Source organism: Undibacterium sp. WLX3042 (genome assembly GCF_049544825.1).
In the GTDB taxonomy this organism is placed as follows: Bacteria; Pseudomonadota; Gammaproteobacteria; order Burkholderiales; family Burkholderiaceae_D; genus Undibacterium.
Genome location: NZ_CP186698.1, coordinates 3349533 through 3368776, shown reverse-complemented (window position 1 = coordinate 3368776; position 19244 = coordinate 3349533). Strand labels below are relative to the sequence as shown.

General features: G+C 47.2%; 14 protein-coding genes. 4 read left to right on the top strand and 10 right to left on the bottom strand.

Annotated elements, in window-relative coordinates; genetic code table 11:
* Window positions 1–72 precede the first annotated feature (72 nt).
* From ACPAOP_RS15205 to ACPAOP_RS15180, 6 genes are all read right to left on the bottom strand, one after another.
* Entirely contained in the window at window positions 73–942 is an 870-nt protein-coding gene (locus tag ACPAOP_RS15205) for a UDP-2,3-diacylglucosamine diphosphatase (protein WP_423708571.1), read from the bottom strand.
* A 5-nt stretch (window positions 943–947) separates the two neighbouring features.
* Complete coding sequence (locus tag ACPAOP_RS15200; RefSeq protein WP_423708570.1) at window positions 948–1709, bottom strand: GNAT family N-acetyltransferase; 762 nt, start codon at window positions 1707–1709, stop codon at window positions 948–950.
* 193 nt (window positions 1710–1902) lie between these two features.
* The gene (locus tag ACPAOP_RS15195; RefSeq protein WP_423708569.1) at window positions 1903–2262 is read right to left on the bottom strand and encodes a hypothetical protein; all 360 of its coding nucleotides are present in this window, start codon (window positions 2260–2262) and stop codon (window positions 1903–1905) included.
* A gap of 255 nt (window positions 2263–2517) precedes the next feature.
* The gene (locus ACPAOP_RS15190) at window positions 2518–3414 is read right to left on the bottom strand and encodes a hypothetical protein (RefSeq protein ID WP_423708568.1); all 897 of its coding nucleotides are present in this window, start codon (window positions 3412–3414) and stop codon (window positions 2518–2520) included.
* 100 nt (window positions 3415–3514) lie between these two features.
* A complete protein-coding gene (locus ACPAOP_RS15185; RefSeq protein WP_423708567.1) occupies window positions 3515–4840 on the bottom strand; it encodes a cytochrome c in 1326 nt (441 codons plus the stop codon).
* A 199-nt stretch (window positions 4841–5039) separates the two neighbouring features.
* A complete protein-coding gene (locus tag ACPAOP_RS15180) occupies window positions 5040–5756 on the bottom strand; it encodes a c-type cytochrome (RefSeq protein ID WP_423708566.1) in 717 nt (238 codons plus the stop codon).
* Window positions 5757–6238: 482 nt separating this feature from the next.
* Here ACPAOP_RS15180 and rpoD point away from each other — a divergent pair, with 482 nt between their 5' ends.
* A complete protein-coding gene (gene rpoD, locus ACPAOP_RS15175; RefSeq protein ID WP_423708565.1) occupies window positions 6239–9130 on the top strand; it encodes an RNA polymerase sigma factor RpoD in 2892 nt (963 codons plus the stop codon).
* A 70-nt stretch (window positions 9131–9200) separates the two neighbouring features.
* Here rpoD and ACPAOP_RS15170 read toward each other — a convergent pair whose 3' ends face one another.
* Window positions 9201–9737 (bottom strand): AAA family ATPase, encoded by a 537-nt coding sequence (locus tag ACPAOP_RS15170; RefSeq protein WP_423678798.1) that lies wholly within the window; start codon window positions 9735–9737, stop codon window positions 9201–9203.
* Window positions 9725–10333, bottom strand: a complete 609-nt coding sequence (gene pnuC / locus ACPAOP_RS15165) for a nicotinamide riboside transporter PnuC (RefSeq protein ID WP_423708564.1) — start codon at window positions 10331–10333, stop codon at window positions 9725–9727. Before pnuC ends, ACPAOP_RS15170 begins: the two co-directional genes overlap by 13 nt.
* A gap of 150 nt (window positions 10334–10483) precedes the next feature.
* Here pnuC and ACPAOP_RS15160 point away from each other — a divergent pair, with 150 nt between their 5' ends.
* Window positions 10484–10972 carry a pilin gene (locus ACPAOP_RS15160; protein WP_423708563.1) on the top strand — a complete coding sequence of 163 codons (489 nt, stop codon included), beginning with the start codon at window positions 10484–10486 and terminating at the stop codon, window positions 10970–10972.
* Window positions 10973–11035: 63 nt separating this feature from the next.
* Here the strand turns inward: ACPAOP_RS15160 and ACPAOP_RS15155 are convergent, their stop codons facing one another.
* Together ACPAOP_RS15155 and ACPAOP_RS15150 are read right to left on the bottom strand one after the other, a co-directional pair.
* Entirely contained in the window at window positions 11036–13270 is a 2235-nt protein-coding gene (locus ACPAOP_RS15155; RefSeq protein ID WP_423708562.1) for a TonB-dependent receptor plug domain-containing protein, read from the bottom strand.
* A 134-nt stretch (window positions 13271–13404) separates the two neighbouring features.
* Window positions 13405–13674, bottom strand: a complete 270-nt coding sequence (locus ACPAOP_RS15150; RefSeq protein WP_423708561.1) for an ATP-binding protein — start codon at window positions 13672–13674, stop codon at window positions 13405–13407.
* Between the two features lie 415 nt (window positions 13675–14089).
* On the opposite strand from ACPAOP_RS15150, the gene ACPAOP_RS15145 reads away from it, so the two are divergent.
* Window positions 14090–15754, top strand: a complete 1665-nt coding sequence (locus ACPAOP_RS15145) for a methyl-accepting chemotaxis protein (RefSeq protein ID WP_423708559.1) — start codon at window positions 14090–14092, stop codon at window positions 15752–15754.
* 83 nt (window positions 15755–15837) lie between these two features.
* Complete coding sequence (locus ACPAOP_RS15140) at window positions 15838–18003, top strand: EAL domain-containing protein (RefSeq protein WP_423708558.1); 2166 nt, start codon at window positions 15838–15840, stop codon at window positions 18001–18003.
* Window positions 18004–19244 lie beyond the last annotated feature (1241 nt).

Genomic DNA, 19244 nt, shown 5'->3' with positions numbered 1-19244 from the left:
ATGAAATGATGAGTGAATAAATATCCCGAGGGGAAGCAGTAATTATCACAGCGACAATCGACGCTCAGCTCATCAGGCAGTTACACTCGTCACGCTGACATCGAGCTGGATATTGTCGATATGTTCTGCTGCATCAGTATCTGTCGGATGCATCACGTCATGCCAGGTAATCAGGCGTAACTCCCCTTTTGCATCTTCAACTAAAGCAGATAAGCTCTCAACCCAATCACCATCGTTACAATACAGAATACCACCGATATCTCGTATTTCTGGTTTGTGAATATGTCCGCAGATAATGCCATCGACACCGTTTCTGCGTGCTTCATCAGCCAGAGCATCTTCAAACTGAGTGATATAACTTACCGCGTTTTTGACTTTTAATTTAAGATATTGCGACAGTGACCAGTATGGCAGCCCGGCTCTGGCACGCCAGTTGTTATAGACCTGATTGAACTTCAAAATCACTGTATACAAACTGTCGCCAACATACGCAAGCCATTTGGCACAAGCGATCACACCGTCAAATCTGTCGCCATGCAAAACCAGCATACGTTTGCCATCCGCCGTTGTATGTACCAGTTCGTCGCGCACCTTGATACCGCCGAAATCCAGATCAATGAACTGACGGATAGATTCATCATGATTACCTGGAACAAAAATGACATTTGTTCCCTTACGCGCTTTTTTTAATACAGTCTGTACGACATTATTGTGCGTCTGATCCCAGTACCAGCGTCGTTTCAGCTGCCAGCCATCAATAATGTCGCCAACCAGATAGAGTGTTTCTGATTCTGTCGCTTTTAAAAATTCCAGGAGTTTTGCCGCCTGACAGCCGCTAGTTCCCAAATGCAGATCTGAAATCCATATCGTGCGGAAATGCTTGATATCACGCTTTTTCGTATGATGTAATTTCTTATTCAGGAACTGGTCAGCGGGTTTCAATCTGCTTACTCCTCAGTACCGTAGTGACGAGCATAGCGATTATCCAGATTGGACAATGGCAGCATCACAAACAAATCTGCGCTGTGGAAATCAGGATCCCAGGCTGGATCTCCGCATACCCACGCACCTGCACGCAAATACCCTTTGAGCAGCGGAGGAATTCTGGCAACAACATTGCTGGTGTCAATTTCATCTAAAGGAAATGGAACATGCGGAGTCACACGGTATTCAAGCGGGCAGAAATCACCTGCTGATAAGCTACGGTAAATTGCTGCCGCGTTCTGACCGCCATCAGTCAGACTGATACTTGCGCAGCCGATCAGATGAGAACAACGTTCACGGCGCATATAAGCGGCCAGCCCAGCCCATAACATCATAATAACAGCGCCACTGCGGTAGTCAGGGTGAATACAGGCGCGCCCTGCTTCTGCAACACTGCTGCGGATATGCTGCAAACGCGATAAATCAAATTCGGTTTCGGAGTAATAACGTCCCATCTCGCGTGCAGCATTGGGGCCAAGAATTCTGTATGTACCAACGACTTTCAGCGTTTTGCTGTCACGAACAATCAGGTGATCGCAATAGGCATCAAACTCATCTTTATCCAGCCCTTCGGGATTGGACAACGCCGACAAGCCCATGCTTTCAATGAATACCTTATAACGCAAACGTTGAACTTCTTTGACCTCTTCTGCGGTCGTCGCCAAACTCAGATTGAGTTTAGAAAAGCTGGGATTAGCATCCGCTGGTATCGTGAGTAATCGCATTCCTCGTCCTTGTGTAGTCTCAAGATGTCATTCATCCGACGAACGAAGAATAGAGGAGGATTACTTCAACAAGATGACAGTTAGATGTCGGTTTTATGACAGACAAAAATACAACAGCGCTGAAGACAAACCTGTCATCTTCAGCGCTGCTCAACTCAGAAAAAAGGGGGAAATCGTCCGCCAGAAGCAGAAATTACTTCTCTTTTTTAGGGCGTCCTGCCTTCAAAGGAGATAAATCATTGATCAGTTTTCTGAGGCTGGGGATATCGGTATTATTGAGTAAAACCAGACCTATCCTCAACAACTGACTCTTCTTGACTTCAATACCAGCCTTCAGACAGGCTTTTTTAACCTGACCGAGCACGGCGTATTCCACCTCTGGCATGGTAAAACTGTCACGTACCAGTTTCGGCTTTTTCAATTTTTCTTCTACCGGCGGTAGCGATTTCGCTGTCGCTGGCTTTTTCACTGGCAGCGTTACCGCTTCTGCTTTTGCGGGTGCTTTTACATTCACCGCTTTCTTTACTGTCGCTGCGGCAGCGAGCTTTTGCACCGGGACTTTCTTAGTAACAGAGGTTCGCGAAGTACTTACTGCTTTTTTAGATGTAACCGTTGCCATTTCAGCCCCCAATTAAATACTTAAAAAAATAATATAAACAATATATCGTTAAACAAGAAAGGTAAAGAATAACTTCCGGACATGACAAGGGCATTACCGATATGCGACATGTCTGATAACTGCTGGCATCAGCGTTCTTTTGATGACAAGTCACAAACAAGGTCGCTGTCTTTAATCATGATTATCAGCTTATTTTTTTGTGCCACTCTCTGAAAGGGATAATTCAGGCATCGCCTTCCGCCAGTCTGCAGGAGTACATAACTCCCAGCGCACGTTCGGGGCGTAAAACAATGCTGCCTGGGTTCTCGACAAATGATAAAAAGAGGGTTGCTGGACTACCTTCACCACACCATTACTGACAAAATATTCCAGCGAAAATCGAGGATACGCCATCACCAGTCCTCCGCTTACAAATGACACATCCTCTGGTTTCACAATCTCTGCAACCTCAGCTTCAGTCGCTCCGGTCAGTACATTTTTTAAGCGCAACAAGGTCTTTTGAAAATTCTCACGATCGACTGAAGAATCCCAGGCTGAACTTAGTTTCTTAAAAATACTCAGAGGATTAGTCCCCATATCCACCAGAGAACTTACCTGTGACAGCGTAGGATCATTGACGACCTCAACGATACTGCGCAGACTGGACTTACCGGTGAAATGCAGCTCAACCGTACTGACCGGAGTACTGGCCTGCAACAAACCTGCCGTCCAGCCGTCAGCATCCTTGCCCCAATGGTGCTGAACCGCGGTTGCATAGCCGCGGCAACTGTAGAATGCCATCGCATCTTGTCTGGATACCTGCGCACTCAGTTTGTTGTCCACAAAAATCAAACCACCAATATCACCCTCAGTTAAAGCCATGTAGGCAATAGTATGGCCTTTCGTATCAATGACCTCAAAGCGCTCACGCAAAAACTCGGCAGGAATCGCACTGACGATCTGGCGAGCATTCAGCGTAGTATCGAGACTGATTTCTTTACCGGCAGCGCTGGAACGCATGATCCCCACCTGATCAGCCGTTTCCGCATGCAGAACAGGAATGCCAGTGATCACAACGGCAAGGAATAAGAGAAAAGAATGCAGCATACTCATTTTTCAATAATCACTTCATGTGAAGACGCCAGTTTCATACTCTTTAGTCTCATTCTTTTTATTAAAACAACAGAGGATTGATGCGGGGGCATGCTTAATCCAAAGGCACGGTTCTGTAATGATTCACCTCTGACGACGTCACAATGGCGCCTTTATTTCCCCAGCTATTCCTTACATAACTGAGAACAGCGGCAATTTCTGCATCCGTTAAGACAGGCCCAAACGGCGGCATACTGTAAGGCCTGGGATTTAACTGCGTTGCTGGCGCAAACCCTCCAGCAAGAATAATCCGCAATGAATTAGTAATCGAATTCGTCTGCAGGCTGTGATTACCTCTGAGTGATGGATAAGCTAGAGCAAATCCTTCACCCTGACTGCCGTGGCAATCCATGCAATGGGTTTTATACAACACGCCACCCTGTAGCATGATCTCCTTTTGCATCGCTTCATTACTATCCGCCGTGCTCAAGATCTGGTCAAGCCAGCTGTCCTCACCCGCTTTCTTCACGGGAATGGCTCGCAAATAACTGGTCATAGCACTGATATCTGCATCAGTCAGATATTGCAGGCTGTCAAAAACCACTTCCGCCATCGGCCCACTCATGGCAGCGTTGCGATTAACGCCAGCTTTGAGCAAAGCCGCCGCCTCATTCTGCGTCCAGTTCAGCAAGTGCGCTTCGCTGGCGTGCTGTAGTGAGGGGGCATACCATTGCATCTGTGCGAGCTCTCCACCGGAAAAATCGCTGGTACCACCACCATTTGCCCCGAAACTATTGCGCTGACTATGGCATGCACTGCAATGCCCTAATCCTTGTATCAGATAAGCGCCACGATTCCACTCAGGTGATTTTGTTTTGTCTTCTGCAAATTCCGCAGGCTTAAAATACATGGCACGCCAGAATGCCAGCAAACGCCGCTGGTTATAGGGAAAGCGTAATTCATGATCCGGATTTTTCTGAGAGATCGCAGGAATCGTTTTCAGATAAGCGTACATCGCATCCGCATCTGGCCTGCGTATCTGGGTGTAATTCGGATAAGGAAAAGCAGGATATAAGAGGCGACCATCTTTCGCCTTACCAAAATGCAAAGCAAGCCAGAAGTCATCCGCCGTCCAGCTTCCGATGCCACTCACAATATCCGGGGTAATATTCGGCGAAACAAAATTGCCATATTCCGAACGCAATATCCGCCCACCGGCATAGGCTGCGCCACCTCTGGCTGTATGGCAGCCGAAACAGTTTGCAGCGCGGGTCAGATACTCACCGCGCCTGATGAGTGCAGCCTGATCCGACGCAGTATCTCTGGTCTTCACTGCAGAAAGTGACGACGCCCCCTCATCAACCCTGTAACCAAAAAAATATGCGTATAAGCTGACTCCGATCAGCAGAAACAGTGCGAAAACAAAAATTCTGATAAACATTCTCTTCATTCAGATCTGACCTCCGGGACTGCTTTAACATTACGCATCAGCAAATAAGTGAGCTATCTCGTCTATATCTTGTCATATTCAACACCAGTCACAATTTCACTGAGTATTTTTTAGCATTCAATGATATATAACGCGGAATCCGACATTGTTCGCCAATCACCAATTCAACAGGCGGAGGGATGGATTTAATTTACTGCATATCAGAAACGCTGCCACATTGCATCGGCAGGCGAAACTGAGGAATATTCACGACACTTATCGCAATCCCGTTGTCCGGCACCGTTTTAGAGGCCAGCCAGGCCGACACAGCCGCAATGTCAACCGGTGTCAGTTTGTTTGCCACCTGCTGCATACAATCCGGCGTCTTCGCACGCCGGCTTCCGGTCTGCCAGGCGCCAAGCTGGGCGACAATATAATCCCGAGGCAAGCCCAGCACACCGGGAATATAGGGCGCAACCCCGGTCAGCTTTTCACCGTGACACGACACACATGCGGCTAACTTTTTCTGCTGATCACCGCTTATTACCAGCTCACGTCCGCGTGCCATTAATACCCGGCTGGCATCGGTATTCTGCGGAAGTGCATAAGGCGGATGCTGATCTGCAAAAAAAGCTGCAATTTCCTTTAAATAGTCATCACTCATGTTGCTGAGCAAGGCATTCATCAATGGATACCGGCGTTTGCCGTCTCTGAAATTTTTAAGCTGATGCAGTAAATATCCTTCTGGCTTTCCGGCGATACGCGGATAGTAGCCATCACTTGTCGCCTTGCCTTGTGCTCCATGACACGAAGTGCAAGCTTTCAAACGCTGAGTAAGTGTGTCGGGAATGTTCTGCGCCTGCAAAGAGAACGAAACCATTCCTCCCGCCAGCAAAATGCAATTTAAAAAATTCCGGTGATTGAACATGGTGTATCTCTGAATAGTTTAGTCATCGTTTTTATGCTTAAGCCGCATGCCGGCCACTTCGTATTTCCGCTTGCCCTGAGACCTCATAAAGCTGCAGTTCTATTATCAGTATTAATTAAAAAATATGTCTGATTTTTCTTTCTTCATTTTATTTACCCATCCGCAAAGCCTTTACTCATAAGGCTCCCCCATGATGTACAAATTAAACGCTACAATGCGCACCTCATTTTTATTTTCAGGAAACGCATACAAAACTTGTCAAGCGGTGCCAAGCCGAGGATAATCTCGCCCTCGCGTCTCGTTCCGAGAACCAGTTTGAGCAAACATGATTGAATCGCTTTCACCAGCGTAGCCCGCTTTTACCAGCGGGCTTTTTCATCCGGGATGCCATTGATTAACCATGCAGATAATCAACAGCCTATCACCGTTGCCATCGCCATACACTATTGACAAGATTTTGTTGTCACAATCGACTTTGTTACATGAAAACCAGCTTAACTGACTCAACTATTCCCGCTCAAAAAACTGGCGCCACGCTCACTCTGGGTAAAAAGACCCTGCAGTTGAATCGTGCTGCGGCGGCTGCGCCATCCAACGCAGACACGCCCGCGACGCCAACAGCGGAAAAAATGGAAGAACCTCAAACTAGCGCAACTGCAGTACCGGTCATGGTCGTGACGAAACGTCGTTCACGCATGCAACCCATCATAGCGGAGGCTATTATCGCCCCCGCAAAAGCCTTAACAGCAGAAGATATCGAGGCGATGAGTAATATGCCTTTCGATGAAACTGCGCAGACAACACCGGATAACGCGAACGTCGTCACAGAATCACTGAGCGTCAGTGAAAACACAGAAGCCCTGACTGAACAAACAGGGCAAACAGCAGAAACGCCGGTAAAGCCAGAAGTGAAAACGGAGATTCGTGCTGATTTGAAAGCCGGATTGCAAACATTATCGGGGGCCGACATCGCAAAGCCGCGCGCGGCTGTCATTCGTAAAACAGAACCGAAAGTCGCAAAGAAGTTACTACTATCAGATCAGCCAGGCACAAAACCTGCAGTAGCGACCGTCAAACGCGAAGCACGCATAGGCTCGGGAAAATTTGCACCAGCGACCCCTGTTACAACACTGAAGCCCGTCGCACCTGCTCCAGCACCCGTGGCTATTGCTGCGCGCGCAGCCAGTATTACTGACAAGCCTGTCTTAGCTGATGCACCGCGAGTCGCAACGTCCCCGGCACGTCAGGCTCCTGTGTCTGCAGCACCGGTTCAGGTCCGGCCTGCGACGACAGCTCCTGCATCGGCAAAATCAGAGCCGGCGGCCAATATCGCGACCCCATTCAGCGATATCGATACCTCAGCTTATGTCCTGTCCGGCAGCAAAGAACCTGCAAAGAGGGGGCGTAAGCCATCAGAATTTCAGTTTGAAAATGATGAAATTCAGGCATTGAATGCTGCTGAGTCTGCAGAATTGAAACGGGCGGCCAGAGCAAAAAGTAAAAAATCAGGTGGTGCTGTCAACGAAGAGCAACTGGAACATTATCGCAAGCAGTTAACCAAGTTAATCCGCCTCGGTAAAGACCGTTCATATCTGACCCATGCTGAAATTAACGATCACTTACCGGAAGAAGTCGCTGATCCGGAAATGATTCAAGATGTCATCAGCACGCTCAATGACATGGGCATTGCGGTGTACGACAAAGCTCCTGACGCTGAAATGATGTTACTGACTGATAATGTCACGATCGTCGTCAGTGATGATGAAGCTGAATCAGTGGCTGCGGCAGCGCTGGCGACGGTGGACTCTGACTTCGGTCGTACGACGGATCCGGTTCGTATGTATATGCGCGAGATGGGTGGCGTCGAACTACTGACCAGAACCGGTGAAATCGAAATCGCAAAACGCATAGAAGACGGCCTGAAAGACATGGTGCAGGCGATTTCCGCTTGTCCTGGCACGATCAAGGAAATTCTGCAGATTGCAGACAAAATTGAAAAAGACGAAGTAAGGATAGACGACATTATTGATGGTCTGATCAGTCCTGAAGAAAATGAAGCTCCGGTCTTGTTGATCAACGATAGCGATGACACGGATGAAGTCGATGACGATGATGACTCTGTCAGTGACAACGTTGGTGGTATCAGCGATGAACAATTACAACAGCTAAAGACCGGATCGCTGCAAAAATTCACAGTTGTGGCGAAGCGCTTTGATGATATGCAGGCAGCGAGAGCCAAAGACGGCTATGGCTCAGCTGCATATGTCACAGCACAACAGGCGATCTCCCGCGAACTGCAAGGAATGCGTTTTACGGTAAAAACAGCAGAAAAACTCTGCGACACGCTGCGTAAGCAAATGAAAGATCTGCGCAATACTGAAAAGCAGATGCTGGAATTATTGGTGAATAAATGCGGTATGCCCCGTGCGTATTTCGTCGAGATGCTGCGTACACATGCAACCAATACTGCCTGGCTCGAACAAGAAATGCAATCGGCCCAGCCATACGCCACTGCCTTATCACGTCACATCCACGCTGCCCGAGAATTACAGCAAAAGCTCATTCAACTGGAAGAGCGTGTCGAGCTGCCGTTGAGTTCCCTGCGCGACATCAATAAACAGATGATCGCCGGTGAAAAACGTTCCAGCGAAGCGAAGCGCGCAATGACGGAAGCGAACTTGCGTCTGGTGATTTCCATCGCAAAGAAATATGTGAACCGAGGTTTACAATTTCTCGATCTGATTCAGGAAGGTAATATCGGTCTGCTGAAAGCAGTGGATAAATTCGAATACCGCCGCGGTTATAAATTTTCCACTTATGCAACCTGGTGGATACGTCAGGCAATCGCACGTGCCATCGCGGATCAGGCGCGGACAATACGTGTGCCGGTACACATGATAGAAACCATCAACAAGATGAACCGCGTCAGACGTCAGCTCTTGCAAATCAGCGGACTGGAGCCTGAGCCAGCCGCAATTGCAGAGAAAATGGGTTTGCCGGAAGTGAAAGTACGCGAGATTCTGAAAATCGCCAAAGAACCTGTTTCTCTGGATGTGCCTATCGGTGACGATGGTGACTCACAGCTCGGCGATTTCATTGAAGACAGTATGACGATGTCACCGATGGCTGCGGCAATGCAGGCCTCTGTGCAGCAAAAACTGAAAGAAGCACTGGACTCATTAAGCCCGCGTGAAGCCAAAGTATTGCGTATGCGTTTCGGCCTTGAAACCGCGAGTGAATTTACCCTGGAAGAAGTCGGTAAACAATTTGAAGTCACACGCGAACGGATACGCCAGATCGAGGCAAAGGCAATGAAGAAGTTACGCCATCCCGGAAAAGCCGATCACCTGAAAGGTCTGATGGAAAATCAGTAAGCAGAATCTGGTTTAGATACTGATACCTTAGACGTTACATGGAAAATGCCGCTGATACCAGCGGCATTTTTTATGCCATCAAAAAAGTCAAAGCGAACTCCACCTGTTCTATTCTTTGGGCAAGACTGCCCTCAACCAGCAAATGGGAGATGTCACGCTCTTCCAGTTCCACCAAGACGCGCTCGTGAATGGCCTGACGAACTGCCGGTGACTCTCTTTGCAAGCCGTCAGCAATCCACGGCAAATCGGGTGCGGTCACCACAGTGAAATCATAATAGTGCTGATCTGTCAGTGCCAGCAAATCATCACCGGCAGCCGAAAAATAGTATTCACTGTAGATGGCCGTCATTAACGGCGTCGTATCGCAAAACAACCAGCCATTCGCCTTGAGCGCCATCGCATGTTCCCGTTCCAGTTGCGTCCGTGCAATCATTATCTGTTCACTTTCACGCGGAACGCGCTGCTGAGTTTCAACAAACTCGCGCAAATACTCGGGTACCCATAAGGTCTGATAGCGTTGCGCCAGCGCCTCTGCCAGTGCAGACTTGCCAGAAGATTCTGCCCCCAGGATAGCGACACGCTGGACTTTGGATTTTACTTCTGACATGTTTTACTCCAGGCACGCAGCCCCATGATTGCCATGATGACAAAGACCGCATACAAGGCTGCTGTCAGCATCAGATTTTTATATAGGTATAAACCAACATACAAGACGTCGACAATAATCCAGATAAGCCAGTTCTCAATTTTTTTTCTGGATAACAAAACTTGCCCGAGCAAACTGCCAGCGGTAAGAAAACCATCCGCCACAGGAACATCGGTATCCGTAAATTTCTTTAAAAACCACGCTAAGGCAATGAATCCCAGCCCCCATGCAATCAGCGCAACCACGCGCTCACGACTCGCCAGCGCAGATACAGGTAACTGACTGCTTCCGTCAATACCGCGCCACCACAAAAACCAGCCCCAAACGGAGACAATGATAAAGACCCATTGCAAACCCATATCTCCGTACAACCTGGCTTCGAAAAAAACGCTGGCGTACAACCCTGAAGATAAGATTGAAAATAACCAAGCCCAATGTATCTGACGAATGTTCAGCACAACAGTCATCACCGACAAGATGAACGACAGCAGCTCAAGCAAACTTGTCGTCAAACCAAAAAACTGCACAGCGTCGTTCATAGGCAGGAGAAACTTCATTATGAATAAGAGCCCGCATTATCAACGATAGAAAAATTCGTGTCATGCTGATCAGGCAAAAACATAAAAATACCGCGATCAGGCTTGAATTCATCACGCGGATCTGCATTTTTCCTTTATATTGCTGAAAAATCCTTCTTATCATGCAATATGAAAAAACAATCTGGCTTCACCTTGTTAGAAGTTCTGGCCGTTGTTGCGATCATCGGCATACTTGCAGTGATGGCCGCCCCATCGTATTTATACAAAGTCATCCGTGAACAAATCGATGCAGCGATACCGTTGGCTGATGTTGCAAAAAAACCGGTAGAACTGGCATGGCTGGCCGGACAGAAATTCCCTGCGGATAATGCAGCCGCAGGCTTACCGTCCTCCGACAAAATCGTCAATAATTTCGTCAGCGCCGTCAGTGTCGAAGATGGTGTCGTTCACATCACCTTCGGCAATCGTGCCAGTAACTCTATTAAAGGTAAGGTGCTCTCCTTGCGCCCGGCTGTCGTTGAAGATGCACATGTCGTTCCGGTGACCTGGGTGTGCGCCAATGCACAGGCACCTGACAAAATGATAGTCAAAGGCACAGACAAAACAACGCTGCCGACACAATATCTGCCCCTGATTTGCCGCAGTAGAGCAAAATAAAAAACGCCGACTAAATACTCCGGCGTTTTTCTCCACAAAAGCAAATTCAGATCGTTAGCGCTCTCAGAACTTATGCTCGAGCATCGCACGGACTGCGACCGTCGTTGGCGTGTATGTGATTTGCTGCGATGTTCCGCTCAACTGGTTAACCACTGTATTGGATGAAACGTTATCCTGATGCAGCAGGTTCGCTACCGAAATTCTTAAATTGGTCTTAGGATCAAACTTCCATAACGCATACAAATCCAGTACCCGCTTGGGCACAGAGTATCTGGTCTGTTCCGCAGATACCCGCACCATTCCGCCGCTCTGATAACTGGCGTTACCACCGATAGTCAGAGGCACTTTCGATAATTTGTAATCCATCCCGATATTTGCACTGACAGGCGTTTGTGAGTCCAGACGATTATTCGGTCCTGGTACAGTTTTCAGATCTGACCAGTTCAGCGAGAGATTGGCACGGAAATCGATCGCTGGCGCATCGCTGATCAAAGAGCGTAATGGAAACTTACCATCGAGTTCTATTCCCTTTGTCGTCGCCTGCCCGTCATTCGCAGGGGACGTAAACCAGATCCCATTGATCTGATCCAGTTTGGTGCGGATAATATCGTCAATCTTTCTCATGTAAACGCTGGCACTCAGCATCCCGCCATCAGCGAGGTAGTGTTCAAACGCAGCGTCAATACCCCATGCCAGCTCAGGTTTCAGATTTGGATTACCGATGCTGTCGGGACTGGTCTCGCTATTGTTATTGGATTGATAGCGACGTGGAATTAACTGACCGCTGCTTGGCGCCTTGTAAGTACGTGTCAGCCCTAAACGTACCTGATCATTTTTACTACCCGGAATTTTCCACAGGGTTTGCAATATCGGGCTTACCACACTCGATTTATTTGTAACTTCAGCGTAGCCGGTTCCTTCGTTTCGTGTCTCGATTGCCTCCCAGCGTAAGCCGGCATAGACCGACCATTGTTTCGTCACATTCCATTCATCCTGTGCAAACAAGGCTATACGCGTCACATCTGCATCATAATTTTCATTCAGCGGCAAAGCGACCAGACCGCTGCCGGGTGTAACGACATCCGTCTGCAGGCGATGCTCATTACGTTTGCTGTAAGCGCCATCCCATCCGAAAACAAACGCATGATCTTCAATGAACGGAGCAGAATATTTACCACTCGAAGTCAGCCCTTTATCCGACGCATCGGATGTGCTTTTCCTGTCCAATATCTGATTTTTATTCCTGTCATATCCCAGCAAGCCAACGTCGGAATTACGGCGGTTAACGTTCACGCCAAATTTCACTTCAAGTTTAGCGCTGTCAGCCAGTTTGTGTATCCAGTTCAGATCACTACGGATCATTGCAAAATCGGACTCTATACGCTGTAAATCACTGAAATAAGTCGGTAACTTCTCAAGTAAAGGCTGACTTACCTCGCTGGTGTAGCCTGCAAAACGACTGGCATTCACAAAGCTCTGACTGGTCAGCGTATCCCCATTCGCCAACGAAATATTCACTCTCGGCGACAGGCCTATGCCATTGAACGTTCCCCACCCCAGCTGATCGGTTCTGGTCAGCTTATTCGGTTTGCCGCTGACATCCGTACCTGTCTCTACTATCGTCGATGGTCGCTCATACTGACCATGATTGAAGTTACCGGATACAGAATAAGAATAACGCCCGGATTTATCCGAAATTTGCAGATTCACATTCTCGGCAAACTTTCCTCCATCCTCCGATCCGCCAAACTTAATCTCGCGCTGTGCGGTCTGCACCGCACGCTTCAGTACAATATTGATGGCTCCTGCAATCGCCTGCGTACTGAGTTCGGCCGTCGCGGCACGAATAATTTCTATGCGTTCGATCAGATCCGGCGAGATCGAATCCAGCGAAAACCCCGGTGGACTGGGTTCTCCATTGAGCATGATCTGAGTATAACCAGAGCCCAGCCCCCGCATGCGGATCTCGCCGCCACGTCCCTGCACGCCTCCGACGGTGATGCCAGGCAAACGTTTTAACACATCACCGACCGTAGTATCGCCATAACGAACAATGTCCTCCTGCGTGACGACGATTTTGGTCGCGGTATCCTGACGACGCTCATCATAATTGCGAGCTCCCTGCACTTCCACCTTCTGTATAGGCGCCTCCTGGGCTTTGACCGGTGCTTTTTTAGGCAGTCTGGAAGAATCGGACTCCGGGGCAGCATTACCAGTTTCCTGGCCGCTGGCAAGGGTGTGAAAACCTAACAAAATAGAAACAGCAATAATGCTTAATGGGAAACCTGGAGTACGCATAGAAATAGGGGAAATTAAGGAAGCGGTAAATAAAAAAGTACTGCTCTGACCATTATCAACAAATAAAGTTCAGCGCAAAGATAAATTGCATATCTTTGTCTTAAACTGCATGCTCACAAACAGATAAATACCTGTCACACGTTAGTAATGAGATCAGTTTCACGTGATTCAGGTGATATATGAGGGGCGACGAGGGGGATTCGCAGAGTAAAGCTGGTGCCTGCGCCAGGTGTACTTTGCAGACGAATTTCACCACCGAGGACGTCAGTGACGAGGTTATAAACTATATGCATACCCAGGCCTGATCCACCTTGTCCGAGCTTGGTGGTAAAAAAAGGATCAAAAACACGCTTCTGGTCTGCATCAGAAATAGAGCCTGTAAATAAATTTGTGTAAATGTCCACGGTCTATTAACCTCTCGAGCGAGGAATTACCGATGGACATTTTAATGGATAGAGAAAAACTGAAAGCTTTGGCAAAGTATGGTTCTTTCTTTTTGCGAGGTTTTTTCGTGGTCATCGTATCGGTCATGGCAAATCCCTTTCGGTATTATTTCATGACCCCGGTTCACACAGAAATTCTTACAGGCTCCTGCAAAAGAGAACTATAAAATATTCCTATTAGCAATGAGATTTCACGCACGAGCCTAGTTGATATTGAAGGTTAAGCGGATCCACTGGCGCAGTCCGTCGTGCCTTGAATGCACATCATTCAAATAAGATACAATGCGGCGCAATTGTAACAAATAGTAACGAAAAGTAATTCCGGCATTACTAGGGTTCAAGACACTCTATCGAAACGATCTTACATATCATAAATATGAAAACACCATCACAAATTTCGGCTTATAAGAATCATAGGAATGGCTTCAATATAACAATTAAAACGAAGTTATTCTTGAGTTTCGGTATCACAAGTGCAGTTGTGTTTGCTATTTCCATTTTTTCGATATTTTCATTGTCCCAAGGAAGCTCCGAGTTTGTCGCTTACGTCGAAGGCGTAAATGCTAGGGCACTTGCTGTTGCCAGTGTCAGAACTGCGGCGGATGCGCGGGCCATTGCAGCGCGAAACCTGGTTCTCGTTTCGTCTCCGGAAGAAATAGCCAAAGAAAAGCAAGCTTTAGACCGGGCATTTCAAGAAGTAAATGACAATCTCTCAAAGCTGAATACCTTAGCCCAGCGCGATGACGTCCATCTTGAAGCCAAGAAAAAAATTCAACGCATCGGGGAAATAGAAAAGCAATATGCCGTTGTTGCCACTGAGATTGCTGACTTGGTTCTGAAAGGCAAAAAGCAGGAAGCATCCGAAAAAATTGTTACGAACTGTCGCCCTCTCTTAGAAGCTCTGTCACTCGCCCAGCAGGATTATGCACAATACGCCAGTCAACGATCACAAAACTTGATGACCGAGGCAAAAATACATTATGAACAGAGAAGGAACTTGTTAATTGCTGGTTGCCTCCTCGCGATCGGCATTGCAGTCGCTGCCGGCCTCTTTATCACACGCTCCATATCTGACGGATTGAAAGATGCTGTAACGGTTGCCACTAGGGTAGCGAACGGTGACCTCGTATCAGAAATAAGCTTAAAGCGTCAGGATGAATTTGGAAAACTGCTCTCCGCGTTAGATATGATGCAACATAGTCTTTCCACCTTAGTAAAGAAAGTTATACACGGGGCAGACACCGTTGCCAAAGCAAGCTCTGTAATTGCTAAGGACAACCTTGAACTGTTTGACCATACAGAGAGTCAGGCGAGCTCTCTTGAAGAAACCGCTGCGTCTATGGACGAATTGGGTTCTGCGGTGCGGCAAAACGCTGAGAATGCCAATCACGCCAATGAGTTGGCACAAGCAGCCTCCTTAGTCGCCGGCCAAGGCGGAAAAGTTGTCGGTGATGTCGTGCAGACCATGAACGAGATTCAGGCGGCGAGCGAGCAGATCACCGAGATTATTTCGGTTATTGACGATATCGCATTCCAGACCAACATTCTTGCTTTGAATGCCGCTATTGAAGCAGCGAGAGCGGGAGAGCAAGGGCGTGGTTTTGCGGTGGTGGCCGGAGAGGTGCGGAGCCTTGCCGGAAGAAGTGCGGACGCAGCGAAGGAAATCAAAGCGCTTATCTCTGCCAGCACCCAGCGAGTCAGCGATGGCTCCAGGCTCGTCAACGAGGCGGGTAAAACCATGTACGACGTCGTCGAGTCGATTAAGCGAGTGAGCGCGATCGTTGCAGAAATTTCGTCATCCACTCAAGAGCAGAGTCTCGGAGTGAATCAGGTCGGAGAGGCGGTCTCAGAGATAGATCAAGCTACCCAACAAAATGCCGCTTTGGTAGAGCACTTAGCCGCGGCGACATCCAGCCTAAACACAGAAGCACAAGATTTGGTGGTTGCAGTGTCGAGTTTCAAAATATCTGACAGCAAGAGCTCACGGTATATTGCCAAAAGCAATTCGATCATTTCCCCATCTCCACTTCTCGTTGAATAAAAGCAGAAGGCACAACCAGTGAGGAGGTGCCGAAGAGACTCAAAAATACTAATTAATTTGATACCAGCTCGCTTATCGAAAAAATGAAAAACTACTCAGATCACCTTGAAATAGAAAAAAATGAGAGGTTGCCAGGATTTACGCCGGAGGCATCTTTTGAATTCCTCCAGTCCTTGGTTAACGGAAGCAACGACGCCATTATCTCGAAATCACTTGACGGCAAAATCACAGGATGGAATCCGGCAGCCGAGAGAATGTTCGGATACAAATCCAGCGAAATTCTTGGTCAATCCGTTCTGAAACTATTTCCTGATAATCTTATAGGCGAGGAAGGAAAAATCATCTCCCGCATTATGCTCGGAGAGCAATTACAGCACTACGAGACAATTCGCAAAAGAAGAGACGGGAGCGTATTTCCTGCATCCGTCACTGTCTCTCCAATCGTTGATAAAAATAATCAAATAATTGGCGCCTCTAAAATTGTCAGAGATGTCTCTTTGAGGCGTGCACTGGAAGACCAGATGCGGCTCTCTGCGAAAGTTTTTGAATACGCAAATGAAGCGATCATTGTTGCCGACAACGATGGCAAGTTCATTCACGTGAACAAAGCTTTCACAGAGATAACTGGTTATGGCCTGGAAGATGTCATTGGTAAGACCCCTACACTTTTTAAATCAAGTCGGCAGGGACCGGATGTGTCGGTTCAGATGCTGGCAGATTTAAAATCTCAGGGACATTGTCAAGGTGAAGTATGGAGCCGACGAAAGACAGGAGAGGCTTTTGCAGCGCTTGTCAGCGTCAGCCGCGTGGACGAGCAAGATGGTTCGCCAGGCCGCTACATCGCCATGTTCGCAGATATCACAACGATTCGCGAGCAACAAGAATTGCTGGAACGAATGGCGCACTATGATCTGCTGACCAATCTCCCGAACCGGATTCTTCTCGCGGAACGATTAGAGCAAAGCATCAAGAAGTGCGACCGGCATAAAGCCGAACTTGCGGTAGCGTACCTTGATCTGGATGGCTTCAAAGAGATCAACGATAAGCTCGGTCATTCTATTGGTGATGAGGTACTGGAGGCTATCGGACGTCGCATGTCCGCCACAATAAGGGAAACTGATACATTAGCTCGTATCGGAGGAGATGAATTCGTTCTTCTCATCGAGTTCGAGCATGGCTCAGAAGAGTATTTAACTGCGCTTCATCGAATTTTAACGGTATGTAAGCAAGCCGTCATTGTGGATGGAGTCGAAGTCGTTCTTTCTGTAAGCGGAGGCGTCACCGTCTATCCGAACGACGATGCAAGTCCTGATCTGTTATTAAGGCACGCTGACCAGGCTATGTATGAAGCAAAACAAGCCGGCAGGGATCAAATCAAGTGCTTCGATACTAAACGTGATCAAAGGGTCCAAAAAACCTACTCGCTGATCAACGGGCTCTCAAAGGCAATTGAAAATGATGAATTATTTTTAGAATTCCAGCCAAAAGTTGATGTCACGAATGGAGATATCATTGGGGCTGAAGCATTGATAAGGTGGGCACATCCTGAAAGAGGAACACTTTATCCTAATGAATTTATCAGACCAATTGAGGACTTGCCTATCATTGATACGGTGGGATATTGGGTTATCGAAAAAACTCTTAATTTACTCGAAAGGCTGCAGGCAGTCGGATATGAATTTCCAATCAGCGTCAACATCGCTCCAAGACATTTTCTGGAAAAAGATTTCCCTGAAACCTTGCGTGATATTTTAAATTCCCGCAAGAAATTTATAATCGAAAAACGCTTGCTTGAAATAGAAATTATCGAAACTCAGAAATTTTTCGATCTTTCCAGTGTCTCAAACATCATGCATTCATGCTCTGAAATGGGAGCTAGGTTCTCTCTTGACGATTTTGGCACTGGTTATTCCTCACTTCTGTACCTCAAGGAACTCCCTGCCGAGACTCTGAAAATAGATCGAAGTTTCATCACCGGCATGAACGAAAGTCAGAATGACCTCCTGATTGTAAAAGCCATTCTCGGGCTGGCCAGTGCGTTCAACAGAGAAGTGATTGCTGAGGGTGTAGAGACGTACGACCAGGCAAATTTATTGGTCAATCTTGGATGCCGTGTAATTCAAGGTTATGGAATCGCTAAGCCAATGCCGGAAGATAAGTTTGAACAATGGTGCAAAGAGTGGAATAACCGGCAGCAGTCATTACTGCTCGACAAAGGTCTCGCGTTTCCGGGCATAACCCTCCCTTAAAATCGAGCCGCAGATAAACAGAGTTCATGAGACAAACTTATAAGCCAAAGGAAAATTTCGGCTGAGCTTTGCCACCTCATCAGGAAGATCACCAGGAAACTGCGCCCTCCTTAATCCTTGGGTGAGTGAGTCTTATTCTTGCCTATAAAATGGTTCTAACGGAGATGCGTCAGGTTTTTCGATCCAGCTTCAAGTCCAACGCTTCGTACTAGAAAGGAGTTCGATTCCCAACATTGATTGATACAGTAAAAGTAAAAGATACTTTATTATTGTAATTATAAGGTCTGCATAGCAGGACGTATGCGGTGAGGTAGTCTAAGATTTAAATCTGTAAGTCGCAGTTTTCTATTGCCCGATTATTACCTTGATCAACTTTCACCCGTGAAAGTTGATCAACAGGGAAGCCAATCATATCTGTATTCATCTGCGTGCATTTGTAATTTGTAATGACACGCTCCGCCCAGCAGGATGTCTGCCGTGACGTAGTCAAAGATTTAAATTTGTAAGTCGCAGTTTTCTATTGCCCGATTATTACCTTGATCAACTTTCACCCGTGAAAGTTGATCAACCGGGATGCCAATCATATCTGTATTCATCTGCGTGCATTTGTAATTTGTAATGACACGCTCCGCTTAGCAGGATGTCTGCCGTGACGTAGTCAAAGATTTAAATTTGTAAGTCGCAGTTTTCTACTGCCCGATTATTACCTTGATCAACTTTCACCCGTGAAAGTTGATCAACCGGGATGCCAATCATACTGTTATTCATCTGCGTGCATTTGTAATTACAAGCTCTGCTTAGCAGGATGTCCGTGGTGACGCAGTCTAAGATTTAAATTTGTTGGTCGTAGCTTTTTTTAATATCCTATTTTTACTTTGATCTACTTTCACCCGTGAAAGTAGATCAACCGCGAAGCCAATCATACTGTATTCATCTGCGTGCATTTGTAATTTGTAATGACACGCTCCGCTTAGCAGGATGTCTGCCGTGACGTAGCCTAAGATTTAAATTTATAAGTCGCAGTTTTCTACTGCCCGCTTATTACCTTGATCAACTTTCACCCGTGAAAATTGATCGACCGGGAAGCGGATCATATCTGTAACTGTTTTATTTGCTGCAAACTATGCCTGTTTCTTTGCAATTAAGACCTATTAGGCACGTGGCTGAGTAGACCCAATTTATAATCACCGAAAGTCAGGCAATGTGACCAGTTCGGGGCATGCTTCCCTCGTTTGGGATAA